The following is a 25,353-nucleotide window of genomic DNA, read 5'->3' on the forward strand; positions in this document are numbered from 1 at the left end:
AGACAGCCGAAGTGAAAAAGAACGTGCTCATCATCGGAGCGGGCGGTGTCGCGCAAGTCGTGGCCCATAAATGCGCGCAGAATAACGATATTTTCGGCGATCTTCACATCGCCTCGCGCACCAAAGCGAAATGCGACGCGATTCTTGACAGCGTGCGCGAAAAGGGTGCGATGAAGATCGAGGGCACGTTTGAGGCCCATGCGCTGGACGCGATGGATGTCGCCGCGACCGCCGAACTGATCCGCAAGACGGGCGCGCAGATCGTGATAAATGTTGGCTCGGCTTTCGTGAACAAATACGTGCTCGATGCCTGTATCGAGACCGGTGCGGCCTATATCGACACCGCAATTCACGAAGAGCCCGACAAAATTTGCGAGGCTCCGCCGTGGTATGCCAATTACGAGTGGAAGAAACGCGATCTCTGCGCGCAAAAGGGCGTAACGGCAATTTTGGGTGCCGGGTTTGATCCGGGCGTGGTCAACGCCTATGCCCGCTTTGCCGCCGATCAGATGGACACGGTCAAATCTATCGACATCGTCGATATTAACGCAGGCTCGCACGGCAAGTATTTTGCGACCAATTTCGACCCTGAAATCAATTTCCGCGAGTTCACCGGCACGGTCTATTCTTGGCAGCAAGGTGCGTGGCAGGAAAACGCGATGTTCGAAGTGGGCCACGAATGGGATTTGCCCGTCGTGGGCAAGCAGAAAGCCTATATGTCGGGCCATGATGAGGTGCACTCGCTGGCCGCGAATTACCCCGATGCCGATGTGCGCTTCTGGATGGGCTTTGGCGATCACTACATCAACGTTTTCACCGTGCTGAAAAATATCGGCCTGCTGTCGGAAAAACCGGTGATGACGGCAGAGGGGCAAGAGGTCATCCCGCTCAAGGTGGTCAAGGCCTGCCTGCCTGATCCGTCCTCGCTGGCTCCGAATTATACCGGCAAGACCTGCATCGGCGATGTAGTCAAAGGCGTGAAAGACGGCGTCGAGACCGAGCTGTTTGTCTATAACGTCGCCGATCACAAAGAGGCCTATGAAGAGGTCGGCTCGCAGGGCATTTCCTACACCGCGGGCGTGCCCCCGGTCGCCGCCGCGATCTTGGTCGCGCAAGGCGATTGGGACGCCAAGACGATGAAAAACGTCGAAGAACTGGACCCGAAGCCGTTCTTTACCGTACTCGACCGGATCGGCCTGCCCACGCGGGTGCAAATCGGCGGATTGGGTGGTGCGGACAAAGCCTGGACCGAGATCTGAACCGCGACCAGATTAAAGCCAAAAAGGCGGGAATAGAGACAAATTCAGGGGCGCACCGATCAGCAATGGTGCGCCCCTGAATTTTGAGTCATCTGTGGCGATCTACGAGATCCTGTCCCCTTGGAAAGGGCTAAGAACTTGGCCGCTTTCCCAGGAAAACTCCGTTTGCACGTCGCAACTAGACCCCCATCTACCTGAGGCCCGCAAACAGGAAATGACCGCAAGAATTACCTTAGCTTGCTGCTGGCTTTTCGTCCTCGGCGCTCATCTGCTCGCTCGCCTCGACCACCTCGGCATCCACGATGGACTCCTCAGGATCTGACGCAGGCGCAGATGCAGGTTTGCCCACGATCAGCGGCAACATCTCGGCCCCATTGGGCAACGGCGCGGCATGCTGTGTCGTTTCGCGCCAGCTCAAAGTGTCGAAACCACCGCAATTGTCACAAATCGGCGTCCATTCGGACTGGATATTCTGACAATTATCGCAGCACCATTGCGGGCCACGCGGAGCCGTCAGCGCACAGGTCAACCAACCGCGCACAACGGCATCATCCGCGCCCTCGCCACGCTCTACCGCCGCCATGATCGCAAGCACGCGCGCGGTGGGATGTGTCTCGGGCAGATCGCCCAGCGCCCGACGGGCTGCCGGGAAATCTTCGGCGGAAATGTTCAACTCGGCTTTCAAAAGCCGTGTCTCTTCGTGCTCGGGTCGCGTCACCAACAGTTTGTCAAACCGCTTGAGCCGCTTGGCAGGCGCTTCATCAGGCGCGATCGCGGCATAGGCCGCCGCCAAGTCCGGATGCGGTTGCACCCCCCAGGCTTTGCGCAAAATACGCTCTGCCGCGCGGGGCTTGTCTTTCTCGATGTAAGACCGTGCCGCCATCACCACCGCCGGTATCAGATCGGGCGAGGACTTCGCCGCAGCAATCGCTGCTTCACGCGCCTCAACGCTCGCACCTTCAGCCATGACATCCTTGGCCTCTTGCAGAGCCATCACTGCATCGCGCCGCTTATGCACGTCGCGCGGCAACTCGCCTTGGCGCAGCTTGGATTGAAGTACGCCACGCGCGCCCTTCCAATCGCCTTTTTCCGTCTGTAATTTCAGCAGCGTATCTTGAACCTCGCGGTGACGCGGTTTGAGCGCATAGGCCTTTTTGGCCAATTCCAGCGCGGTGGTCGTGTCACCCTCTTCCAGCTTTTGGCGCATCAAGCCGCGCACGCCCACAAACCGCGTGCGATCATCGCCCAGAAGGCGCTTGTAAACTTCGCTGGCCTTCTTCGTATCGCCGATCTGTTCAGCCGCCTGCGCGGTGAGCAGATTGGTCAACTCAGGGCGCTGCAAATAACGCTCGGCCTTGGCCGCTTTGGACAGTGCCAACCGCCCTTCGCCTGCCGCCGCAGCCATCATGCCTTCGGCGAGTGCCTCATAGCCTTTGCGTTCCCGGTTGCGATCAAAATAGCGGCTGATCGCGGTTTCATCCCCCGAGATAAAGCGCAGAAACGCCACCAAGAACCCCACGATCCGGATCACCAACCAAATCGCCACAAACAACAAGATCGCCGCGATCACCGCCTGCAACGGACCAAGCGTGAACTCCATTCCCAGCGTCGAAATCCGCAATCCGCCTGACATATCCGCCAGATGTGACGCCCCCAGCGTGGCTGCAGCCACGACGACAAGGAACAGGGCAACTTTTATAAAGGTCCAGATCATCTGCGGTTCCTCATTGATTCTGGCCAAGCTGGCCGGCCGCATCCAGCGCGGCGACCCGCGCCTGCGCCTGTGTGGACCAATCGGACAGTGCAGGTCGCGCCGCCTCGGGCAGTTTTGCGATCTCGGTCAGGGCCGCTGTCAGATCGCCCGTATTCACATCCGCTTGCGCGCGCGACAAAACCGCATCTGGGCCATCGCCCGCTTGTGGGGTCAAAGACCGCGCGCCCGTTTGCGTCAACAAAAACGCCCCCAGCTTATCGCCCAAACTCGCCCCGCTACCCGCCTTGCGTGCCGCAGCGAGCGCCAAGCGCGCCGCCTCGGGGAAACTGGCCTGTAGCGATTGCAATGTAGGCACGTCCCCGCTCAATGCAGCAGGAATAGAGACACCCGCCGCCTGCAAATCAGCCCGCGCCGGATCAAGCGGAGCGCCGGCATCAAGAGCGGCCTTCATCCGCGCACTCGCCGCTTGCGCCATCGCCGCCTTTGCAGCCGCCTGCGATTGGTCTTGCAACGTCTTTGCCTGCTGCTCGGCCTGATCAATGCGATCTTGCGCGGCTTTTGCGACCGCCTCGATTTGCGCCTTGGTCGTTGCATCCACCGCGGCACCCGACGCCTCAAACCCGGACATCTGCTTTTTCAGATCATCGAGCGTCGATTTATTCGCCCGCACCTCAGACCCGATCTGGTCCAGCGCGCCTTGCACGCCCGACAGATCCGGCGCGGGAGGCTGGGCTGATTTCAATGCGGCCAACTGGCTGCTGAGCGCGTCAATCTTACTCGATAGCGCATTCTGTTTTGCGTCGATGTCGGCAATGGCGCTGCTCTCGGGGGCAGCTGGGAACCACGCGGCAAATTGCGGCGGCAGCTTGGGGAGCGTGTAAATTGCGGCTCCTGCTCCCACGATCGCAGCAATCACACCGCCCAGAAAAAGCGGCATGAAACCGCCGCGCTTCACCGGAGCGGCAGCGGGCGGCGGCAAGATTGCGGGTTCGGGGTCTGGCGCCTCTGGCGCAGTCTCTTCCGTGGCAGTTGTGATCGCATCCTCAGCGGGCGCATCTTCAGTTGTCTGGGCTAGATCAACACTTTCATCCGCCTCAACAACGGCTTCGGACGGCGCATCACTGGTGTCTTGGGAAACATCGGACGCCAGCTCTGTCTCATCGACGCCAGCGGGCTGCGTGTCTTGCGCGATATCCGATGATGGATCAACGCTCTCAGCTGAAGTGTTTTCGACACCATCTACTGGCTGCTCCTCGGATTTTGGTTTCCGAGTTCTTGGTTTTGCCATTGGCCACGCCCTCCAGATTCGCGCCGAAATTTCGCGGTATATAGTCAATCTAGAGAGGTGCTGCCCCCGGCTCAACCCGCCATCTGCGCGCGCAGCAAACGGTTTAGGGCCTCCAACACCCCAACCGCATCCGCTGTCGGCGCAACTTCAATCAGATCATATATAGAGGGCTGACAGATATCAGCTACTGCCGCGCTGATCGCTGCGACAAATAGCGGCGCATGATGATCAGGCAGTGCCTTGGTGAGGGCCCGCGCACTATTTGGTGAAAAAATCGGTATCAATAGCGGCGTCTCTCCGCGCAATGCAGCGCGCGCATCCGGCGATAGCGGGACTGACACTTGTCGGTATAAAACGATCTCATTCGTCTCTATTCCGGCGTAATCGAGCGCTTTTGCGAGATCAAACGCGATCTCTTCACCACGTGCGTGAAGCAGTCTTTCCCCGGAATACGTTGCCTTGATCACCGGTATCAGCGCCTCGGCACCACCCTCACCTGCGATCGCATGAAACCCCGCTTTGCGCGCCGCCTGCGCCGTGCGCGTGCCAACGCAATAAGCGACGCGCCCCATCGCATCTTCCCGCTCGGCAAAGACACGCACCGCATGTTGGGACGTAAAAATCAGCGCTTCGGCTGGCGGGATTGCCCCATCCAAAGGGTCGATCTCGATCAAAGGAGAGATGAGCACGGGCCAATCGGCGCCAAACCGCGCGTGAAATTGCCGGGCAAACGCCTCGGAACTGGCACGCGGCCGCGTCAGCAGCAGAATCGGCTTCTCGATACGCTTACCCATCTGCCAAATGCGCCTCGGGATTGTGTGAACCCTTCCCCGGTGTTACCTGCGAAGCAACGCACACGCAACATCGGCCCCGATGACACAGACGCTTACATTCCTCGGCCTCGAATCCAGCTGCGACGACACAGCCGCCGCTGTGGTGCGCAGCACGCCCGATGGAAATGAAATCCTATCCTCCGTCGTCGCAGGCCAGACCGAGCTGCACGCCCCGTTCGGAGGCGTCGTTCCCGAAATCGCCGCGCGCGCCCACGCTGAAAAGCTTGATCTTTGCGTCGAAGAGGCACTGGAACAGGCCGGAATTGATCTGGATGGTCTGGATGGGATCGCAGTTACCGCCGGGCCGGGCCTGATTGGTGGGGTGATGTCGGGCGTGATGTGCGCCAAGGGTCTTGCCGCCGGGTCCGGCTTGCCGCTGATTGGCGTGAACCATCTTGCTGGCCACGCGCTGACGCCGCGTCTCACGGATAATCTGCCGTTTCCGTATCTGATGCTGTTGGTGTCAGGTGGGCATTGCCAGTTTCTGATCGCGAAGGGCCCCGAAGAGTTCACACGTCTGGGCGGCACCATTGACGATGCCCCTGGCGAGGCCTTTGACAAAGTCGCCAAGCTGCTGGCCCTGCCCCAACCCGGTGGCCCTGCGGTCGAGGCCGAAGCAGCCAAAGGTGATCCCAAAGCGATCTCGTTACCGCGCCCGCTTTTGGACCGGCCGGGGTGTGATATGTCCTTTTCCGGTCTCAAGACCGCCGTTTTGCGCGCACGCGATCAAATCATCGCCCAATATGGTGGCCTGCCGCGCACGAAACGTGCCGATCTCTGCGCCTCGTTTCAGGCGGCCGTGGCGGATGTCTTGGCCGAGAAATCCCGCCGGGCCTTGCGCGAATATCTGACGAGCGCACCCCAGCATCCTGCCTTGGCGGTCGCAGGGGGCGTGGCGGCCAACACGGCTATTCGCGCCAGTTTAGAGACAGTTTGCGGTGAATTCGGCGCACAATTCCTCGCCCCACCCTTGCGGCTTTGCACCGATAATGCGGCGATGATCGCCTATGCTGGAATTGAGCGTTTTCGCGCAGGTGCGCGCGATGGGATGGACTTGGCGGCGCGCCCGCGTTGGCCGCTTGATAAAACTGCACCAGCGTTGTTGGGATCGGGAAAGAAAGGGGCCAAGGCATGAGCATCTCAGTTCTTGGAGCGGGCGCTTTTGGTACCGCGCTCGCCATCAGCCTTGCCCAAAACGGCCCCGTCACGCTTTGGGCGCGCGATGGCGAGCATGCCCGCCAAATGCAGGCGACGCGAACCAACGCCCGGAGATTGCCGGGGGTGGATTTGCCCGAAAACGTTTCGATAGATGCAGACCTTTCGCTATGTCTTGCCGCTGACACGCTGCTGTTAGCGATGCCGATGCAGCAAATGGGAGATTTCCTAAAGACCCATGCCGAAAAGCTTGGCGGCAAAACGCTGGTGTCGTGTTCGAAGGGCATTGATATCGCGACGGGCCAAGGCCCGACTGGCCTGATCCGCGCTCATTGCCCCGGCGCTCGCGCCGCCGTTCTGACAGGTCCAAGCTTTGCCGCCGATATCGCGCGTGGCCTGCCAACGGCGTTGACGCTTGCCTGCACCGATCATTCGCAGAGCTTGCAGACCGCACTTTCAACGCCAAATTTGCGCCTCTATCGCACAACGGACACGACCGGCGCAGAGCTGGGTGGAGCGTTGAAAAATGTCTATGCCATCGCGGCGGGCACCGTGATTGGTGCAGGCCTTGGCGATTCCGCGCGCGCCGCGTTGATGACCCGCGGATTTGCCGAAATGTTGCGCTTTGCGTTGATGTTGGGCGCGCGGGCCGAAACGCTTTCGGGCCTTTCGGGTTTCGGAGATCTGGTATTGACCTGCACCTCAAGCCAATCGCGCAATTTTAAGCTAGGCCATGCGCTTGGTGCGAACGAACCCTTCGATCAAACGATCACGGTGGAAGGGGTAGCCACGGCCAAAGCAGTCTCTAAACTGGCGCAAAGCCGCGATATCGAGATGCCGATCGCTGCCATGGTGACGGCCCTGACAGAACAGAAAATCAGCGTAAACGACGCGGTTCAAGCGCTGCTTGCGCGCCCTTTGAAAGAGGAATGAAATGTATTTTGCCCTGATCTGCCGCGACAAACCCGGCGCACTCGATATTCGCAAGGAAAACCGCGACGCCCACCTCGCCTATATCGCTGAAACAGGCGTGGTGTTCATGGCCGGACCGTTCATCGAGGCGGGCGCGATGTGTGGCTCTCTCGTGATTCTCGCGCTCGACAGTCTTGAAGCCGCGCAAGACTGGGCTGCGAATGACCCCTACGCCAAGGCCGGGCTTTTCGCCGATGTCAGCATTCAGGAATGGAAAAAGGTGGTGGGCTGATGCGCTACTGGCTGTTCAAATCCGAACCCAACAAATGGTCATGGGATCAACAAGTCGCCAAGGGCGACGCGGGCGAAGAATGGGACGGAATCCGCAATTATCTGGCGCGCAACAACATGCGCGAGATGGAAATCGGCGATCGCGCCTTTTTCTATCATTCCAATATCGGCAAAGAGGTTGTCGGCATTGTCGAGGTTTGCGCCCTCAGCCATCCCGACAGCACAACGGATGACCCGCGCTGGGACTGCGTTGATATCAAGGCGGTAAAACCGTTCAAACGCCCGGTGACGCTCGCCGAAGTCAAAGGCGATCCGCGCCTATCAGAAATGTCGCTCGTTACTTCGATGAGGCTTTCGGTGCAGCCAGTGACCGAAGAAGAGTGGAAGATCGTCTGCGATCTAGGTGGCGTGGATCCCGAATAGGAATCACTGACGCCCTCTTTGAAAAGACAAAGAGGGTTCCGGCACCCCTACCAGAACCCTCCGTCACCCACGTGCTCCCCTAACGCACCACACGTGAAACTGTATCTCGGGTCTGGCCATCCTGGCCGGTGAGATAGGTTTACGGACAAATCCGCCTCAAGGCAAGCTTACTATCATGAAAATACAAGCAATTACAATGCGTTAACGTCAATACTTCATTAACCCTTGTGCTGCGACATCACACCACTTGTGTCGTGAAAAAGATTTTACCCCCATCAAATAGCTGGAATCGCTCGCGAATTCGTGAGCAAGTCGGCCCCGCCCTTTGCGTCACGCTCACATTCGCGTGTAATGTCACATGACTGTTACATTTCCTTCGCATAAGCGTCACGCAAGCCCAATAGGACGCCAACAAGGCCGCAAAGGCCCGCAACTGAACTCTGGGAGTAACAAATGAAATCCGTGACCCTCACCGCTTCCGCCCTAGCGATCCTCGCCGCTTCAGGCAGCGCAGCGCTTGCGCGCGACAACATCCAAATCGCTGGTTCGTCGACCGTACTGCCCTACGCGTCGATCGTGGCCGAGGCCTTTGGCGAAAACTTCGACTTTCCGACCCCGGTCGTAGAATCCGGTGGGTCTTCGGCCGGCCTTAAGCGCTTCTGCGAAGGCGTAGGCGAAAACACGATCGACATCGCCAACGCATCGCGCAAAATCAAAGACAAAGAGATTGCGACCTGCGCTGAAAACGGCGTGAAAGACATCATGGAAGTCCGCATCGGCTATGATGGCATCGTCTTTGCCAGCCAAAAAGATGGCCCGGACTTCACCACATTCGTGCCCGCTGACCTGTATAACGCGCTTGGCGCCAAGGTGATGAAAGACGGCAAGCTCGTCGACAACACCTACGGCAAATGGAACGAATTCAACGCGAACCTCCCCGATGCCGACATCATGGCCTTCATCCCCGGAACCAAGCACGGCACCCGTGAAGTCTTTGAAGAAAAAGTTCTCGAAGCTGGCTGCGAAGCCACCGGCGCGTTCGAAGCCTACAAGGCCGAGGGCATGGACGACAAAGCCGCCTCGAAAGCCTGCATGAAAGTGCGCGCCGACGGCAAGGCTGTGGATATCGACGGCGACTACACCGAAACCCTCGCGCGGATCGCTTCGAATCCCAATGGGGTTGGTGTGTTCGGTCTCGCTTTCTACGAGAACAATACCGACAAGCTGAAAGTGGCAACCATGTCGGGTATCGCGCCCTCCACGGCGACCATCGCCGACGGCAGCTACCCGGTGTCGCGCCCGCTCTACTTCTACGTCAAGAAAGCGCATATCAGCGAGATCCCCGGTCTCAAGGACTATGCTGAATTCTTCGTCTCTGACGACATGGCTGGCCCCGATGGCCCGCTGGCGCAATACGGTTTGGTGTCCGACCCGGAACTCACCAAGGTTCAAGACGCTGTCGCCAACGAAGTGACCATGAAGTAATCAAGCACTGCATCTTATGATGCGGCTCTGGGGGCGGCATATTTCGTCGCCCCCACCTTCCTTTTAGGACATTTTCCAAAACAAAGGCGAGGCTCATGCCTGTTTTCTGGATCATCGCGATCATGCTGGCGCTGGCTGTGACAGGCTTTGCGATGGGGCGCGCGAAAGCCCTGAGATCCGTTGGCGGGGATCGGCGCCTTTTGCATTCGCTCCCATTTTACGCAGGCGCGCTGATTGCAATGGCGAGCTTTATACCGGCCTTGATCATGTTGGTTTTACTTTTGGCTTTGCAAGCCTCAAGCCTCCTCTTGGCTGGCGCGACGATCCTTGCGGCACTGGTCGGCTTTGCCATAAGCCTGCGCCTGATCAGCCAAGACTTTCGCGCGCGAAATGCTGTCGAAGCCGGGGTGCGCGCCCTGCTGATTGCTGCAGCAAGCGTTGCGATTCTCACCACCGTTGGCATTGTGTTGTCGCTTATTTTCAACACGATAGAGTTTTTCGGCCTCTATCCCGCCTCAAACTTCTTCCTTGGGATGAACTGGACGCCCAGCTTTGGTGGGGGCTCTGATCTGGGCATTCTGCCGCTGATTTGGGGCACTCTTTACATCTCGTTTATCGCGCTCTTGGTCGCCGTGCCGATTGGGCTCTATGCCGCTGTTTACCTCTCGGAATATGCTTCACATCCGGTGCGCAGCATCGTCAAGCCGCTGCTCGAGGTGCTCGCGGGGATCCCGACCATCGTGTATGGTCTGTTCGCGCTGCTTACCGTTGGCCCCTTCCTGATGTCGATTTTCGGCCCCAATGGCCCGACGGCGGCGATTGCCGAAAACGGCTGGATGCATGCCGGCACCGCGGTGATGACCGCTGGCCTCGTGATGGGCATCATGTTGATCCCCTTCGTATCGTCGCTGTCTGATGACATCATCAACGCCGTGCCGCAAAGCCTGCGCGACGGTTCATATGGCCTGGGTGCGACGAAATCTGAGACGATCAAACAAGTGATCCTGCCTGCGGCCCTTCCCGGCATCGTGGGCGCTATCCTGCTTGCCGCCTCGCGCGCCATTGGCGAGACGATGATCGTGGTGCTGGGGGCCGGGGCTGCGGCGCGTCTGTCGCTCAACCCGTTTGACGCGATGACCACCGTCACCGCCAAGATCGTCAGCCAGTTGACCGGCGACGCCGATTTCGCCTCACCCGAGGCGTTGGTGGCCTTTGCTTTGGCAATGACCCTCTTTGTGATCACGCTTTGCCTCAACATCTTCGCGCTCTGGATCGTGCGCAAATATCGGGAGCAATACGAATGAGTGACGCGACCCATTCCGCACCGCAGAAACCGGCCGCCCGTTCGCTGCATCAGCTAGATACGCGCACCAAACGCCGTAACGCCTCTGAGACCCGATTCAAGGTGATGGGTATCGCAGCGATCAGTGTTGGACTGGCCTTTCTGGTGTTGCTGCTCACCACAATCATTCTCAACGGTGCGTCGGCCTTTCAACAGACTTTTATCAACGTGCCAGTCTATCTTGATCCCGCCAAGATCGACAAAAAGGGCAATCGTGACCCCGCAGATCTGAAAAAGGCGACCACGTTCACCTATGCCCCGCTGATCCAGAAGGGCTTGCTGGAAGTTGTGGAAAAGGCTGGATTAGAGACTGATCTGAGCAAAGCTAAAGAGCTCAAGAACCTGATATCGGCCTCAGCAGCGGCTCAGGTGCGTGACCAGGTGCTCGCCGATCCTGCGCTGATTGGACAAACGGTCGATTTCAAAATCCTCGCGTCCTCACGCGTCGATGGCTATCTCAAGGGCCGCGTGCATCGCGATGAAATCGCCAAGGACAAGAACATCAATGTCGCGCAGCTTGATCTGACCGACGCGCTTCTCAAAGCGGGCGTAGTTCACAAAGGCTTCAACTGGAATTTCATATTCGGCTCTGACGCCTCGGATTCGCGCGCCGAACAGGCGGGGCTTGGCGTGTCGATGCTGGGTTCGTTCTACATGATGCTGGTGGTTCTGGTGCTGGCTCTGCCCATTGGGGTGGCCGCTTCGATCTATCTTGAGGAATTCGCTGCGAAAAACCGCTTCACCGACTTGATCGAGGTAAATATCTCCAATCTCGCTGCAGTGCCCTCCATCGTGTTCGGTATCCTCGGCCTTGCCGTCTTCATCAGTTCGCCCATCTGCCGCAATCCGCCCCACTGGTCGGTGGTCTGGTGCTGACGCTGATGACGTTGCCCACGATCATCATCTCGACCCGCGCTGCCCTCAAGGCGGTGCCGCCCTCGATCCGCGATGCGGCCCTGGGCGTTGGCGCGTCCAAAATGCAGTCGGTGTTCCACCACGTCCTGCCGCTCGCGATGCCCGGCGTTCTTACCGGCACGATCATTGGCTTGGCCCAGGCGCTTGGGGAAACCGCGCCGCTTTTGCTGATCGGGATGGTGGGCTATGTCGCGACAAACACCCCCGATGGCTTTATCGACGGCTTCGTATCGCCCAACTCAGCGATGCCCGCGCAGATCTATGAATGGGCCAAGCGCGCAGACCCGGCATTTTACGAACGCGCTTGGGGCGGTATCATCATCTTGCTGGTCTTTCTGCTGAGCATGAACATCATCGCGATCATTTTGCGCCGCAAGTTTGAGCGCCGCTGGTAAGGAGACGCAGCCATGAACGACATGACATTGACGGAGAGAGCTGTGAACGCCACCGAAAACAAGATCACCGCGCGCAACGTGCAGGTCTACTATGGCGAAAACCACGCCATCAAAGATGTCGATGTCGATATTCTCGACAAGACCGTGACCGCGTTTATCGGCCCTTCAGGCTGCGGAAAATCGACCTTTCTGCGCTGCCTTAACCGGATGAACGACACGATCGACATCTGCCGGGTCACCGGGGAGATCCTGCTGGATAACGAGGATATTTACGACCGCCGCGTCGATCCGGTGCAGTTGCGCGCCAAGGTTGGGATGGTGTTTCAAAAACCCAACCCCTTCCCGAAATCGATTTATGACAACGTGGCCTATGGCCCCAAGATCCACGGCTTGACGCGGAACCGCGCCGAACTGGACGAGACCGTCGAGGCCTCGTTGCGCAAGGCCGCCCTTTGGAACGAGGTGAAAGACCGCCTGACCGCGCCGGGCACCGGGCTTTCGGGCGGACAGCAGCAACGCCTGTGCATCGCGCGCGCAATTGCCACCTCACCCGAGGTGTTGCTGATGGATGAGCCCTGTTCGGCGCTTGATCCGATCGCCACGGCGCAAGTTGAAGAATTGATTGACGAGTTACGGACCAATTATTCGGTCGTCATCGTGACCCATTCGATGCAGCAAGCTGCCCGGGTGAGTCAGAAAACCGCCTTCTTCCACCTCGGACATTTGGTGGAATACGGCGATACAGACAAAATTTTCACAAATCCCACCGACCCCCGGACCGAAAGTTATATCACCGGCCGGATCGGCTAAGGAGGCAGGCATGAGCGACCATATCCTTTCCGCATTTGACCGCGACCTAGAGGCTGTTCAGGCCCTCGTCGTGAAGATGGGCGGAATCGTCGAAGAGCAGATCCTTAACAGCGCGCGCGCACTTGAGACCCGCGATGCTGATCTGGCCAAAACTGTGCGCGAACGTGATCGCGCCGTCGACCAGCTTGAAGAGAAAATCAACGAAGAGGCCGCGCGCCTGATCGCCCTGCGCGCCCCCGCCGCCCGCGATCTGCGGGTTGCGCTTTCGGTGATCAAGATTTCGGCCAGCCTTGAGCGGGTCGGCGATTACGCCAAGAATATCGCCAAGCGCTCCAAGGTTCTGCTCGACAGCCCGCCGATCAATGGCACGCCCGCCGCGATCCGGCGCATGGCACAAGCGACCGAAGCGATGCTCAAAGACGCGCTCGACAGCTATATTCAACGCGATGTCGATCTGGCCCGCGACGTGCGCACGCGCGATCTTGAAGTGGACCAGATGTATAATGCGCTGTTTCGCGAATTCCTGACCTATATGCTGGAAGACCCGCGCAACATCACACCCTGCATGCACCTGCATTTTATCGCCAAGAACATCGAGCGGATGGGTGACCATGCGACCTCGATCGCCGAGCAGGTGATTTATCTCGTCACTGGAGAGTTGCCCGATGATACTCGCCCGAAATCTTCCAGCGTGATCGAAACGGAGGTCTGACATGGCGCCCGCCCAGCAGCCCTGTGTATTGGTGGTCGAGGACGAGTCCGCCCAGCGTGAAGTCCTGTTCTACAATCTCGATGCCGAAGGCTTTCGCGTTGTGATGGCGGAAAACGGCGACGAGGCCCTTCTGATGGTCGCCGAGGAAAAGCCCGATCTCATCGTGCTCGACTGGATGCTGCCGAATGTTTCGGGCATCGAGATTTGTCGGCGCGTCAAAGCCAATACCGAGACGCGCCACATCCCCGTCATCATGTTGTCAGCGCGCTCGGAAGAGGTGGACCGGGTGCGCGGGCTTGAAACCGGCGCGGATGATTATGTAGTAAAACCGTACTCTGTGGTCGAGCTGATGGCCCGCGTGCGTACCCAGTTGCGTCGAACGCGCCCTGCGACGATGGGAGAGCGGCTAACTTACGACGATATCTTGCTGGATTCCGAAGAACATCGCGTCTTCAGAGACGGTAAGCCATTGAAATTAGGGCCAACTGAGTTCCGCTTGCTCTCGACCCTGATGGAGAAACCGGGTCGAGTCTGGACTCGCGATCAATTGCTGGATCGGGTCTGGGGGCGCGATATTTATGTCGATACGCGCACCATCGACGTGCATGTAGGGCGTTTGCGCAAGGCTTTGATGACTCATGGCGGCGCCGATCCTGTGCGCACTGTGCGCGGGACGGGCTATTCGCTGGGCTGATTGGCGATAAAATCATCAACCTCGGCGCGTGTCGGTATGACATCGGCAGCGCCGGGGCGTATCACCTTGAGCACTGCCGCCGCCCCGGCCAACCCTTCCGCGAGTCCGGCGATCAGATACGCCGCATCCACCTGAAAACCAGCTTCATTTTGCAGGATCATCGCGTCGCCCGATCCCGCGCAATCGCTACGGATTGGTTCGCGCCCTATTTCGCTTGCCCCAACCGACAAGACGCCAAGGCTGCCATATTGAGGATGTCGTTCACCGTCGATGACGTTGGGCAGAGCTGCACCGCCTGCGAGATCCCGGTCAGGATCGGCCCGATCACGGTGGCGCCTGCCATTTCTTGCATCAGCTTGACCGAGATCGACGCGGAATGCCGCGCTGGAACCACCAGAATGTTGGCTGGACCGGTCAGGCGGCAGAACGGGTAATTCGCCATTTGGTCCATATTCAACGCGACATCGACAGTCATTTCGCCATCATATTCGAAATCGACGCCACGCTGATCCAGGACTTTCGCCGCCCGGTGCATTTTGGTCGCGCGCTCGGACACCGGATAGCCGAAGGTCGAGAAGGAACAAAACGCCGCGCGCGGTTCTAGCCCAAGGCCACGCGCCACTTGCGCCCCCGAGGTCGCAATATCGGCCAGATCGTTCTCATCAGGCCATTCATGCACCAGCGTATCGCCGATCAGCACCACGCGCCCTTTATTTAGGACCGCCGTGATCCCCACCGCCCCATCCGAAGGCTTGGCATCAATCACCTTGTTGATCAGCTCAAGCACATGCGCCGATTTCCGAGTCGCCCCCGTCACCAGCCCATCGCCATGCCCATGCACCAGCATGAGTGCAGCGAACACATGACGATCGCGCGTGGCGAGCTTGTGGGCATCCTCACGATCCACGCCTTGGCGCTGCAACCGCTCGTAGAGATAGTCTTTATAGGCGGCGATATGTTTGGAATTGGCCGCGTTTACGATGCTCAACTCGCGATAGGCATCGCCCAGACCCGCGGCCTCCAGCCGCTCTTTGACGTCTTGTTCGCGCCCGACAACAAGCGCCTGCCCCATGCCCGCGCGCTGATAGGCGACGGCTGCGCGCAAAACGCGGGTATCATCGCCCTCGGCAAAGATCATGTTGGCCTGCGCCTGACGCGCACGCGCGTGAATGCCCTGCAAGATCGAGGCCGTCGGATCCATCCGCGCCTTGAGGCTTTGGGCATAGCCCTCCATGTCGATGATCGGACGCCGCGCCACGCCGGTATCCATTCCCGCCTGCGCGACGGCGGGCGGAATCACATAAATCAGACGCGGATCGAACGGCGTCGGAATGATGTAGTCGCGCCCAAAGCTGAGCTTGCGCCCATAGGCCATCGCAACTTCGTCGGGCACATCCTCGCGTGCAAGTTCGGCCAATGCGCGCGCACAGGCGATTTTCATCTCGTCATTGATCGCGCGGGCGTGGATATCAAGCGCACCCCGGAACAGATAGGGGAACCCAAGCACGTTATTAACCTGATTGGGATAATCGCTACGCCCGGTCGCTACGATGGCATCGGGGCGCACAGCATGAGCTTCCTCGGGTGTAATCTCGGGATCGGGGTTCGCCATTGCAAAGATCACTGGATTGTCGGCCATTACCGCAACCATCTCGGGCGTCACGGCCCCCTTGGCCGACACGCCAAGAAACACATCCGCACCCTCCATCGCTTCTTCCAGCGTGCGCGCCTCAGTTACTGCGGCATGGGCAGATTTCCATTGATTCATGCCCTCGGTGCGGCCCTGAAAAATCACACCCTTCGTGTCGCACATGATGCAATTATCGTGTTGCGCGCCCATCGACTTGATCAATTCCAGACACGCGATCCCTGCAGCGCCGGCTCCGTTGAGCACAATCTTGCAATCTTCTATCTTCTTGCCCGACAGCTCCAGCGCGTTGATCAATCCCGCCGCACAGATTACCGCAGTGCCATGCTGATCATCGTGGAAGACGGGAATATCCATCAACTCCTTGAGCCGCTGCTCAATGATGAAACACTCCGGCGCCTTGATATCCTCAAGGTTGATGCCACCAAAGGTCGGCCCCATCAGCTTGACCGCATTGATGATTTCGTCGGCGTCCTCGGTATCGAGCTCAATATCAATCGCGTTGACGTCAGCAAAGCGTTTGAACAGAACCGCCTTGCCCTCCATCACCGGCTTTGACGCCAGCGCCCCAAGATTGCCCAACCCCAAAATCGCCGAACCATTCGTGATCACCGCAACCATGTTGCCCTTGACCGTATAGTCATAAGCCAGCTCTGGATTGGCCGCAATCGCCTCAACCGGCACCGCAACACCGGGCGAATAGGCCAGCGACAGATCGCGCTGCGACGTCATCGGCGTCGAGGGCACAATGTCATATTTCCCCGGACGCGGCTCCAGATGATAGGCAAGCGCCTCTTCTGGCGTGATACGAGTCTTGCTGGGCATGGTCCGGGCTCCTCCTACAGGTTCTTTCGTCATAACGCCCGGTTATCTCACGCTCAATGGAATTGCGCCCGAATCCGGGGTTTTGTAGGGTCACGCGACTGGAAATGGGGGCGACATGAACAAGCCAACCGTCACGCCGATGATGGAGCAATATCTTGGGATCAAGGCGGCCAATCCGGGCGCACTCTTGTTTTATCGCATGGGTGATTTCTACGAGATGTTCTTTGACGACGCCGTCGATGCGGCTGCGGCGCTTGATATTGCGCTGACCAAGCGCGGCAAACACAACGACGAAGACATCCCGATGTGTGGCGTGCCCGTTCATGCCGCTGAAGGCTATCTGCTGACGCTGATCCGCAAAGGCTTTCGCGTCGCCATCGCCGAGCAACTGGAAGACCCCGCCGAGGCGAAAAAGCGCGGAGCAAAATCGGTTGTGAAACGTGACGTGGTGCGTCTTGTCACCCCCGGAACGCTGACCGAAGAAAGCCTGCTAGAGGCTCGCCGTCATAACTTCCTTGCCGCGTGGGCCGAAGTTCGCGATGCGGGCGCGCTGGCTTGGGTAGATATCTCGACGGGCGAGTTTCGCGTCATGACCTGCCCGCTGACACGCTTGGGGCCCGAATTGGCCCGCCTCGCCCCGCGCGAAGTGCTGGTCAGCGAAGTAAAAGAGCAGGATTGCGCCGATATTGTCTCTGATATGCGCGCCGCTCTCACGCCTTTGTCGCGGGCAAGTTTTGACAGTCAGGCCGCAGAAAAGCGCCTGCTTGACCTCTATGAAATTGGCTCACTCGAGGCGTTTGGCAGCTTCAGCCGCGCCGAAATGGCCGCGATGGGGGCGATTGTCGATTATCTCGACATCACCCAGAAGGGCAAACTCCCGCTCCTGCGTCGTCCCGTGCTAGAAGATGGCGGCGCCGCCATGCAGATTGACGCCGCGACCCGGCGCAATCTGGAACTCACGCAGGCACTGTCTGGTGGCCGCGAAGGCTCGCTGCTGCACGCCATCGACCGTAGCGTGACCGCAGGGGGCGCGCGCCTTTTGGAGCGTCGCCTGTCCGCGCCCTCGCGCAACTTGCCTGAAATCCACGCACGCCACGACTCCGTGCGGTTTCTGCTAGAACAGGCTCGATTCAGCGATGATCTGCGCGCTGATCTCAAACGCTGCCCTGATATGGATCGCGCGCTTTCACGCCTTGCGCTTGATCGCGGCGGTCCGCGCGATATGGCGGCAATCCGCAATGGCCTTGAACAAGCGGGACGCATCGCCGAAGCCCTGCAACAGACCGACGCCCCGGATCTTTTGAAAACGGCTGCCCGCGCGTTGATCGGCCACGAAGACTTGGTCGCGCTCCTTGATGCGGCCCTCATCGCAGAGCCGCCGCTTCTGGCGCGCGATGGCGGCTTTATCGCCACGGGCTATGACGCCGAACTCGATCAAACCCGCAAGTTGCGCGACGAAGGGCGCAGCGTGATCGCAGAATTGCAGGCGGAATATATTGCGGCGTCAGGCATCACCGGCCTCAAAATCAAACACAACAATGTCTTGGGCTATTTCATTGAAACCACGGCGACCCATGCAGAAAAGATGCTTGCGCCGCCTCTTTCGGAACGCTTCATCCACCGCCAAACCACCGCCAATCAAGTGCGCTTCACGACGATTGAACTAAGCGAGCTGGAAACCCGCATTCTGAACGCGGGAAATCACGCGCTTGAAATTGAAAAACGTCTCTATAACAGCCTGAAAGGCGCAATTTTAGGCCAATCCGGCCCGATTGGTGAAGCCTCGCGTGCCCTTGCCGAAATTGATCTTTCCACCGCGTTCGCAACCCTCGCCAGAGGTGAAAACTGGGCCGAACCCAAGATCGATGATAGCCGCGCCTTTGAGATTTCCGGGGGGCGCCATCCGGTCGTCGAAGCCGCACTCAAAAGAACGGGCGAGCCCTTTATCGCCAATGACTGCGGCCTCACAAATGGGCCGACTCCAGCCATCTGGCTGCTCACCGGCCCGAACATGGCGGGTAAATCGACCTTCCTGCGCCAAAACGCACTTATTGCGCTGCTTGCGCAAGCCGGAAGCTTCGTTCCCGCAAAAAGCGCCCATATCGGGATTGTTTCACAGCTATTTTCGCGCGTGGGCGCTGCTGATGATCTCGCGCGAGGGCGTTCGACCTTCATGGTCGAGATGGTCGAAACGGCGGCGATCCTCAATCAAGCCGATGACCGCGCTTTGGTGATCCTTGATGAAATCGGACGAGGCACAGCCACCTACGATGGGCTTTCGATTGCCTGGGCGGTGATGGAGCATCTACACGCCACGAACCGCTGCCGCGCGCTGTTTGCAACCCATTACCACGAGATGACCGCGCTTTCCGCCAAGCTTGAGGGCGTGGAAAATGCGACCGTTACTGTCAAGGAATGGGACGGCGAGGTGATCTTTCTGCACGAGGTCCGCAGGGGCGCGGCAGATCGTTCTTATGGGGTGCAAGTGGCGCGTCTTGCCGGACTGCCGAGTTCGGTCGTTGAACGCGCCCGCCTCGTCCTTGACGCTTTGGAAAAAGGCGAGCGGGAATCTGGCACCAAAAAGCAGGCGATGATTGATGACCTACCCTTGTTTTCAGTCTCTAACACACCCCAAACCAGCCCAAAGCCTGCGGGAAATCCGGAACTCGAGGCGGCTTTGAAATCCTACATCCCGGATGAGATGTCGCCGAAAGACGCGCTCAACGCGCTTTACGCATTGCGCGCCCTGCTCAAGGATTGATCTTCGTATTTGGAAAATATCCGACGAGGGTCTGGGGGCATGACACCCCCAGACTTACGATCAGGATTTCGGCGTTGAACTCACGCCAACTTTAGCAGGCCGCAACAGCCGGTCGTGGATCATGAAGCCGTGCTCCATGACCTGAATGATGTCACCCGCTTTCGTGCCAGGCACAGGGGCTTCAAACATCGCTTCATGTTGCTGGGGATCAAAGCGATCACCAATCTGGGGCGCCATCGATGTAATCCCGTGCCGCGCGAAGACATTGATCAGCTCGCGCTGTGTCAACTCGATCCCTTGGATCACCGGACCCGCTTGGGCACGCTGCTCTTCGGTTACGGCCTCCAAGGCGCGCTGCAAAGCGTCAAAGACCGGCAGCATGTCACGCGCCAAACGCGAACCGCCGTAATTTGAGGCCTCTTGCCGCTCTTTATCAGCCCGCTTGCGCGCATTCTCGGCATCGGCCAAAGCGCGCATGAAGCGTTCACGGAACTCATCACGTTCGGCACGCAACTGCTCGATCTCATCGGCCTCTGCGGCCATGATATCTTCAAAAGCCTCATCCACATGGGCCTGATCTTCGGCAATTTCGTCTTTCTTCTCGCTCATGCCCTTCATCCCTTGCTCTGGCCGGAAATCAATCGCCCGACCAGCTGCGCTGTATAATCCACAATCGGAACGATCCGCCCATAGTTGAGCCGCGTCGGCCCGATTACACCAACCGCGCCGATGATCTTCCGGTCAGCGTTCATATAAGGAGAGACCACCAAAGAGGAACCCGAAAGCGAGAAAAGTTTGTTCTCAGAGCCAATAAAAATGCGAACACCTTCGCCATCCTCGGCCAGATTCAGGAATTCCGCGATATCGCGCTTGCGCTCCAGATCGTCAAAAAGGGTGCGGATGCGGTCGAGATCAACCTCTTCGCCCAGCAAATTCGCCCGGCCACGCACGATCAAACGCTCAGATCGCTCGCCCTTGTCTTCCCAAGCGGCCAAACCATTGTCGATCAACTCGGCCGCCAGCGAATCAATTTCCTGCCGACGGTTGGCGATTTGATGCAGAATATGGGAGCGCAGCTCTGAGAGTGTTCGCCCCTCTGCCATCGCGTTCAGGAAATTCGCAGCCTCGCGCATGGATGACGGCGTCTGCCCGATTGGCGGCGTGAATACCCTATTTTCTACCTGACCGTCGGCAAAGACCAAGACAACCAAAGCGCGGTCCAGAGCAAGTGAAACAAACTCGATATGTCGGATCGGTGCCTCTTGTTTGGGCGCCAAAACAAGGCTCGCGCCCTGGGTCATCCCCGACAGAGCGCTTGAAACACGCCCTAAAATAGACCCTACATCACCCGAATTTGCCCCCATCGTCGCTTCTAACGCGGCGCGGTCATCCTCACCGAGATGGCTCAACTCCATCACACCATCGACAAACATCCGCAGGCCCAACTGCGTAGGGATACGCCCGGCCGACACATGCGGGCTGTCCAACAGCCCCAGATATTCGAGGTCTTGCATGACGTTTCGGATGGTGGCCGCTGACAGTTTTTCCGTCATTTGACGGGTCAACGTGCGCGACCCCACCGGATCTCCCGAAGACAAATACCCCTCAACCACCCGGCGAAACACCTCGCGGGAGCGGTCATTCATCTCGGTCAGAATATCGGTCTTAACTGTCATCTCAGCGCGCCTCCGAGTGAATTAAAGCTGCGTGAGGCCGGTCGTCAATCTCGGCTTTCGGGGTTGCATCGCGGCCACGCGGGGATCAAATGGGATCAAACCAGTTGAGAGGATCCAAAGATGCGCCCTTCCGGCAGAGAGTTAAGCGACCTTCGCACGATTTCAATCGAAACGGGCGTAACAAAACACGCCGAGGGCTCTTGCCTGATCAAAATGGGCGACACGCACGTTCTGTGCACCGCCTCGATCGAAGATCGCGCACCGTCTTTCCTCAAAGGCTCAGGCCTCGGCTGGGTCACCGCAGAATACGGGATGCTACCCCGTGCAACCAATACCCGCAACCGGCGCGAGGCTGCGGCTGGCAAACAAGGCGGTCGCACCGTTGAAATCCAACGCCTGATCGGACGGGCACTGCGCGCGGGCGTGGACCGCTCTGCACTGGGCGAACGTCAGATCGTCGTGGATTGCGATGTCATTCAGGCCGATGGCGGCACGCGCTGTGCTTCGATCACCGGGGGCTGGGTTGCGCTGCGTTTGGCTGCGAATAAACTTCTTAAAACGGGCGCCTGCACCTCCGATCCGCTACTGGACCATGTCGCTGCAATCAGCTGCGGGATCTATGCAGGCCAGCCGGTCGCTGACCTCGATTATGCCGAGGATAGCGAAGCAGGCACAGATGGTAATTTCATCATGACCGGCGCTGGCAAGCTGATCGAAGTGCAGATGTCTGCCGAGGGCGCTACCTTTTCGCGCGATCAGATGAACAAGCTGCTCGACATGGCCGAGTCGGGCGTGACGCAGCTCGTCGCAGCGCAGAAAGCTGCCGTCGGATGAGAAAATTCACGGACAAAAAGCTATTGGTTGCCACGCATAATGCGGGGAAACTTGAGGAAATCATCTCTATCCTTGCGCCTTTCGGCATCGAAGTCGTTGGCGCCAAAGCCCTGAACCTTCCCGAGCCAGAGGAAACCGAAGACACCTTTGTCGGCAATGCGCGCATCAAAGCCCATGCCGCCGCCAAGGCCACCGGACTGCCCGCACTCGCCGACGATTCCGGGATTGAGGTGGATTGCCTGAACGGTGCGCCAGGCGTCTTTACCGCCGATTGGGCAACCACACCCACCGGTCGTGATTTCACGATGGCTATGGAGAAAACCTGGAAGGCCTGCGACGACATTGCGGCCCCCGCCCCACGCATTGCGCGGTTTCGTTCGACCCTCGTACTTGCGTGGCCCGATGGTCATGACGAGGTCTTCGCTGGCAAGGTTGAGGGACAATTGGTTTGGCCAATGCGCGGCAAGCTTGGTCATGGTTATGATCCAATGTTTCAACCCGACGGCTACGACATTACCTTTGCCGAGATGGATGCAGATGAGAAAAACCAAATCTCTCACCGCGCCGATGCGTTTCGTCAATTTGTAAAAGTGTTCGAGGGATAGATGACCGAGCGACGCCTTATATCTGGCACCTCCCCCTACGAGCCGAAACTCGGCTATTCGCGCGCTGTAGTTCAGGGCGATTGGTGCTTTGTCGCGGGAACGACGGGCGCGGATTTCAATGGTCAGTTTCCCCATGATCCGCTGGAACAGGCTCGAAATGCGCTCAAAACCATCCGCGCGACTTTGGAGCAGGCTGGGTTCACGATGAAAGACGTTGTGCGGGCGAATTACATCATCACCGACGCAAGCCTCGTAGAGGCGATCGCACCGGCGCTAGGCGACACATTCGGCAATATCCGACCCGCGGCAACGATGATCGTCGCCGGCCTCGTAAACCCTGCGATGAAGGTCGAAATCGAAGTCACGGCCTTTCGGGGATGAGTGACGACTGGCGGAATGGCGGCTTTGGCCTCTACCTTCACTGGCCCTTCTGCGCCGCCAAATGCCCCTATTGCGACTTCAATTCCCATGTTTCGTCCAAAATTGATCAATCTCAATGGGCCAAAGCCTATCTGTCAGAGATTGACCGTGTGGGCCGCGAAACTCAGGGCCGCACCCTCAACACTGTCTTTTTCGGTGGCGGCACGCCCTCGTTGATGGACCCCGAACTTGTCGGCGCGATCCTGGAGCGTGTCCGCGCGACTTGGCCAATGGTCAACGATCCTGAGATCACCCTCGAAGCGAACCCCACAAGCATTGAATCGGGGCGGTTTAGAGCCTTTTTTGACGCGGGTGTGAATCGCGTTTCGATGGGGATGCAGGCGCTGAATGACGATGATTTACGCCGCCTTGGGCGGATGCATAGCGCCGCTGAAGGGCGTCGCGCCTTTGATATTGCGCGCAATACGTTCGACCGCGTCAGCTTTGATCTGATCTACGCGCGCCAACACCAGAGCACGGAGCAATGGCGCGCTGAGTTGAACGAAGCGCTCAGTATGGCCGCAGATCACCTCTCCCTCTATCAACTCACGATCGAGCCCGGCACAGTTTTCGGGGCCCGTCACGATCTGGGCAAGCTTCACGGCCTTCCGATCGACGACACCTCGGCCGATATGTATCTGATCACACAAGACATCTGTAATCAGCACGGCCTGCCCGCCTATGAGGTGTCAAACCACGCGATACCGGGTTCGGAGAGCCGCCATAACCTGATCTACTGGCGCTATGGAGATTATCTTGGGATTGGTCCCGGCGCGCATGGGCGCCTCACGCTCAACGGGACGCGCTATGCAACTGATACGCCAAAGTCCCCCACTCTATGGCTTGACCAAGTAAACGAACGCGGCACCGGTGAAGGTGCGCGTGAAAGTCTCAGCGACAGCGACCAAGCAATCGAGTATCTTCTCTTTTCGATGCGATTGACGGAAGGGCTCGACATGAACAGATATGCCAAACTTGCTGGCAGAGAGATCGAGCCCGCTGCCATTCGTCATTTAGAGGAAATTGGCATGATTATGCTGGATCAGGGTCGAATTTGCACGACTGAACAGGGCCGCCCTGTTCTAAACGCGATTATTCGAGAGCTCATGCCGTGATCCGGTTTCTTTGGCTCACCCTGGGGCTGATTTCGCTAGTGATCGGACTGATTGGCGCGATCGTTCCCCTTGTTCCGACCGTCCCACTCATGCTGCTCGCGGCGTTTTTCTTCGCGAAATCCTCGGAGCGCCTGCATAACTGGCTCATCACCCATCCCCGGTTCGGCACCGCGATTCAGGACTGGCAAGAGCACCGCGCGATCTCAAAACGCGCAAAGATCGCGGCTTCGATCTCTATCCTCATGGCTTTCGCGTTCTCGGTGATTATCAGCTTGCCGGTCAAGCTTTTGGCGATTCAAGCAGCAACGCTCATCGCTGTCTCAATCTTCATTTGGACACGACCAAATAGCTAATCAGCGCCCACTGCTCAGCAACTGGCACAAACGATCAAGGTCATCAAGATCGCTATAGCTGATCACCAGCTTGCCTGACCCCACATCATTGTGGTCGATATTGACCTTCATACCAATTGTAGCAGAGAGATCTCCCTCCAAAGCCCGGGTATCTGCATCTTTCTGGGGCTTCGGTCGCGGGGCCTTCGCCCCTTTTTCGGGTTTTTTCGCCAAACGCTCGACGTCGCGAACCGACAGCGACTTTGCAACCGCTTGGCGCGCCAATGCCACTGGGTCATCTGCCGTAATCATCGCGCGTGCGTGCCCTGCCGACAACTTACCCTCTCGCAGCATGTCGCGGACCTCTTCAGGCAGCTGCAAAAGCCGCATCAGGTTTGCGATATGGCTTCGACTTTTCGACAGCGCTTCAGCCAGCTTTTCCTGCGTATGCCCAAAGCGATCCATCAATTGACGATAGGCTTGCGCCTCCTCAAGCGGATTGAGCTCTGCGCGTTGAATGTTTTCGATGATCGCAACTTCAAGCACTTCGGTGTCGTCGAAATTGCGAACAATCACTGGCAATTCGTGCAAGCGTGCCATCTGCGCCGCGCGCCAGCGCCGCTCACCCGCGACAATCTCAAAATGATCAGGTTTCTTGGGGTGTGGGCGCACGATCAGCGGCTGAATGACGCCTTTTTCTCGGATAGAGGCTGACAATTCCTCCAACGCGCCCGGCTCAAAGTCTCGCCGTGGCTGATCGGGATTGGGCTCCAGCCGCTCAATCGGAATATATTGCTCGGCGCGTCGCGGCGCATCCTCGGACACAGCCGGGTTCAGATCGACATCCGCCATCAAGGCAGACAAACCCCGGCCCAATCCCCGACGCTCATTTCGCTTCTCGGCCATGTC

Annotated in this window: 24 protein-coding genes and 1 pseudogene; 17 read left to right on the plus strand and 8 right to left on the minus strand. The window is 58.6% G+C overall.

The annotated features are described in order from the left end of the window. Positions 1-11: 11 nt before the first annotated feature. Positions 12-1,259, plus strand: a complete 1,248-nt coding sequence (locus QZ571_RS08270; RefSeq protein WP_295533382.1) for a saccharopine dehydrogenase family protein — start codon at positions 12-14, stop codon at positions 1,257-1,259. Between the two features lie 232 nt (positions 1,260-1,491). Here the strand turns inward: QZ571_RS08270 and QZ571_RS08275 are convergent, their stop codons facing one another. The 3 genes from QZ571_RS08275 to QZ571_RS08285 form a co-directional block, all read right to left on the minus strand. Next, positions 1,492-2,973 (minus strand): heme biosynthesis HemY N-terminal domain-containing protein, encoded by a 1,482-nt coding sequence (locus QZ571_RS08275; RefSeq protein WP_295533385.1) that lies wholly within the window; start codon positions 2,971-2,973, stop codon positions 1,492-1,494. 10 nt (positions 2,974-2,983) lie between these two features. Continuing rightward, on the minus strand, positions 2,984-4,261 hold the full coding sequence (locus QZ571_RS08280) for a hypothetical protein (RefSeq protein WP_295533387.1): 1,278 nt from the start codon (positions 4,259-4,261) through the stop codon (positions 2,984-2,986). 71 nt (positions 4,262-4,332) lie between these two features. Then, a complete protein-coding gene (locus tag QZ571_RS08285) occupies positions 4,333-5,055 on the minus strand; it encodes a uroporphyrinogen-III synthase (protein WP_295533389.1) in 723 nt (240 codons plus the stop codon). A 79-nt stretch (positions 5,056-5,134) separates the two neighbouring features. Here QZ571_RS08285 and tsaD point away from each other — a divergent pair, with 79 nt between their 5' ends. The 10 genes and pseudogenes from tsaD to phoB all read left to right on the plus strand — a co-directional run bounded on the left by tsaD (position 5,135) and on the right by phoB (position 14,228). Then, entirely contained in the window at positions 5,135-6,229 is a 1,095-nt protein-coding gene (tsaD, locus tag QZ571_RS08290) for a tRNA (adenosine(37)-N6)-threonylcarbamoyltransferase complex transferase subunit TsaD (protein ID WP_295533391.1), read from the plus strand. Beyond that, on the plus strand, positions 6,226-7,182 hold the full coding sequence (locus tag QZ571_RS08295) for an NAD(P)H-dependent glycerol-3-phosphate dehydrogenase (RefSeq protein ID WP_295533393.1): 957 nt from the start codon (positions 6,226-6,228) through the stop codon (positions 7,180-7,182). Before tsaD ends, QZ571_RS08295 begins: the two co-directional genes overlap by 4 nt. Position 7,183: 1 nt before the next feature. Beyond that, positions 7,184-7,453 (plus strand): YciI family protein, encoded by a 270-nt coding sequence (locus QZ571_RS08300; protein ID WP_295533395.1) that lies wholly within the window; start codon positions 7,184-7,186, stop codon positions 7,451-7,453. Continuing rightward, positions 7,453-7,875, plus strand: a complete 423-nt coding sequence (locus QZ571_RS08305) for an EVE domain-containing protein (RefSeq protein WP_295533476.1) — start codon at positions 7,453-7,455, stop codon at positions 7,873-7,875. The genes QZ571_RS08300 and QZ571_RS08305 overlap by 1 nt, the downstream gene beginning before the upstream one ends. 453 nt (positions 7,876-8,328) lie before the next feature. Continuing rightward, positions 8,329-9,360 carry a substrate-binding domain-containing protein gene (locus tag QZ571_RS08310; RefSeq protein ID WP_295533397.1) on the plus strand — a complete coding sequence of 344 codons (1,032 nt, stop codon included), beginning with the start codon at positions 8,329-8,331 and terminating at the stop codon, positions 9,358-9,360. A gap of 95 nt (positions 9,361-9,455) precedes the next feature. Next, positions 9,456-10,664 carry a phosphate ABC transporter permease subunit PstC gene (gene pstC, locus QZ571_RS08315; protein WP_295533399.1) on the plus strand — a complete coding sequence of 403 codons (1,209 nt, stop codon included), beginning with the start codon at positions 9,456-9,458 and terminating at the stop codon, positions 10,662-10,664. Then, a pseudogene (gene pstA, locus QZ571_RS08320) lies at positions 10,661-12,012 on the plus strand (phosphate ABC transporter permease PstA). Before pstC ends, pstA begins: the two are co-directional and overlap by 4 nt. A gap of 12 nt (positions 12,013-12,024) precedes the next feature. Further along, complete coding sequence (pstB, locus tag QZ571_RS08325; RefSeq protein WP_295533401.1) at positions 12,025-12,822, plus strand: phosphate ABC transporter ATP-binding protein PstB; 798 nt, start codon at positions 12,025-12,027, stop codon at positions 12,820-12,822. Between the two features lie 10 nt (positions 12,823-12,832). After that, on the plus strand, positions 12,833-13,534 hold the full coding sequence (gene phoU, locus QZ571_RS08330) for a phosphate signaling complex protein PhoU (protein WP_295533403.1): 702 nt from the start codon (positions 12,833-12,835) through the stop codon (positions 13,532-13,534). A 1-nt stretch (position 13,535) separates the two neighbouring features. After that, positions 13,536-14,228, plus strand: coding sequence for a phosphate regulon transcriptional regulator PhoB (gene phoB, locus QZ571_RS08335; protein WP_295533404.1), 693 nt, complete (start codon positions 13,536-13,538; stop codon positions 14,226-14,228). Here the strand turns inward: phoB and QZ571_RS08340 are convergent. Together QZ571_RS08340 and QZ571_RS08345 are read right to left on the minus strand one after the other, a co-directional pair. Next, positions 14,213-14,389 (minus strand): hypothetical protein, encoded by a 177-nt coding sequence (locus tag QZ571_RS08340; protein ID WP_295533405.1) that lies wholly within the window; start codon positions 14,387-14,389, stop codon positions 14,213-14,215. The two genes, phoB and QZ571_RS08340, sit on opposite strands and share 16 nt — an antisense overlap. A gap of 44 nt (positions 14,390-14,433) precedes the next feature. Then, positions 14,434-16,701, minus strand: a complete 2,268-nt coding sequence (locus QZ571_RS08345; protein WP_295533406.1) for an NADP-dependent malic enzyme — start codon at positions 16,699-16,701, stop codon at positions 14,434-14,436. Between the two features lie 115 nt (positions 16,702-16,816). On the opposite strand from QZ571_RS08345, the gene mutS reads away from it, so the two are divergent. Then, on the plus strand, positions 16,817-19,462 hold the full coding sequence (gene mutS, locus QZ571_RS08350) for a DNA mismatch repair protein MutS (protein WP_295533407.1): 2,646 nt from the start codon (positions 16,817-16,819) through the stop codon (positions 19,460-19,462). Positions 19,463-19,522: 60 nt separating this feature from the next. On the opposite strand, the gene QZ571_RS08355 is transcribed toward mutS, so the two are convergent. After that, positions 19,523-20,071: a nucleotide exchange factor GrpE gene (locus QZ571_RS08355; RefSeq protein WP_295533408.1), complete on the minus strand. Its 549-nt coding sequence runs from the start codon at positions 20,069-20,071 to the stop codon at positions 19,523-19,525. Between the two features lie 5 nt (positions 20,072-20,076). Then, on the minus strand, positions 20,077-21,138 hold the full coding sequence (gene hrcA, locus QZ571_RS08360; protein ID WP_295533409.1) for a heat-inducible transcriptional repressor HrcA: 1,062 nt from the start codon (positions 21,136-21,138) through the stop codon (positions 20,077-20,079). A 120-nt stretch (positions 21,139-21,258) separates the two neighbouring features. On the opposite strand from hrcA, the gene rph reads away from it, so the two are divergent. From rph to QZ571_RS08385, 5 genes are read left to right on the plus strand one after another with little or no spacing between them, the layout of a single operon-like run. Beyond that, positions 21,259-21,972, plus strand: a complete 714-nt coding sequence (gene rph / locus QZ571_RS08365; protein WP_295533410.1) for a ribonuclease PH — start codon at positions 21,259-21,261, stop codon at positions 21,970-21,972. Continuing rightward, complete coding sequence (gene rdgB, locus QZ571_RS08370; protein ID WP_295533411.1) at positions 21,969-22,577, plus strand: RdgB/HAM1 family non-canonical purine NTP pyrophosphatase; 609 nt, start codon at positions 21,969-21,971, stop codon at positions 22,575-22,577. The genes rph and rdgB overlap by 4 nt, the downstream gene beginning before the upstream one ends. Beyond that, complete coding sequence (locus QZ571_RS08375) at positions 22,578-22,958, plus strand: RidA family protein (protein WP_295533412.1); 381 nt, start codon at positions 22,578-22,580, stop codon at positions 22,956-22,958. Further along, a complete protein-coding gene (gene hemW / locus QZ571_RS08380; protein WP_295533414.1) occupies positions 22,955-24,112 on the plus strand; it encodes a radical SAM family heme chaperone HemW in 1,158 nt (385 codons plus the stop codon). The genes QZ571_RS08375 and hemW overlap by 4 nt, the downstream gene beginning before the upstream one ends. Then, positions 24,109-24,465, plus strand: coding sequence for a YbaN family protein (locus QZ571_RS08385; protein ID WP_366929942.1), 357 nt, complete (start codon positions 24,109-24,111; stop codon positions 24,463-24,465). Before hemW ends, QZ571_RS08385 begins: the two co-directional genes overlap by 4 nt. On the opposite strand, the gene QZ571_RS08390 is transcribed toward QZ571_RS08385, so the two are convergent. Next, positions 24,466-25,350 carry a ParB/RepB/Spo0J family partition protein gene (locus QZ571_RS08390; protein ID WP_295533416.1) on the minus strand — a complete coding sequence of 295 codons (885 nt, stop codon included), beginning with the start codon at positions 25,348-25,350 and terminating at the stop codon, positions 24,466-24,468. It abuts the gene before it with no gap. Positions 25,351-25,353 lie beyond the last annotated feature (3 nt).

Source organism: uncultured Thioclava sp., assembly GCF_913064665.1.
Classification (GTDB): domain Bacteria; phylum Pseudomonadota; class Alphaproteobacteria; order Rhodobacterales; family Rhodobacteraceae; genus Thioclava; species Thioclava arctica.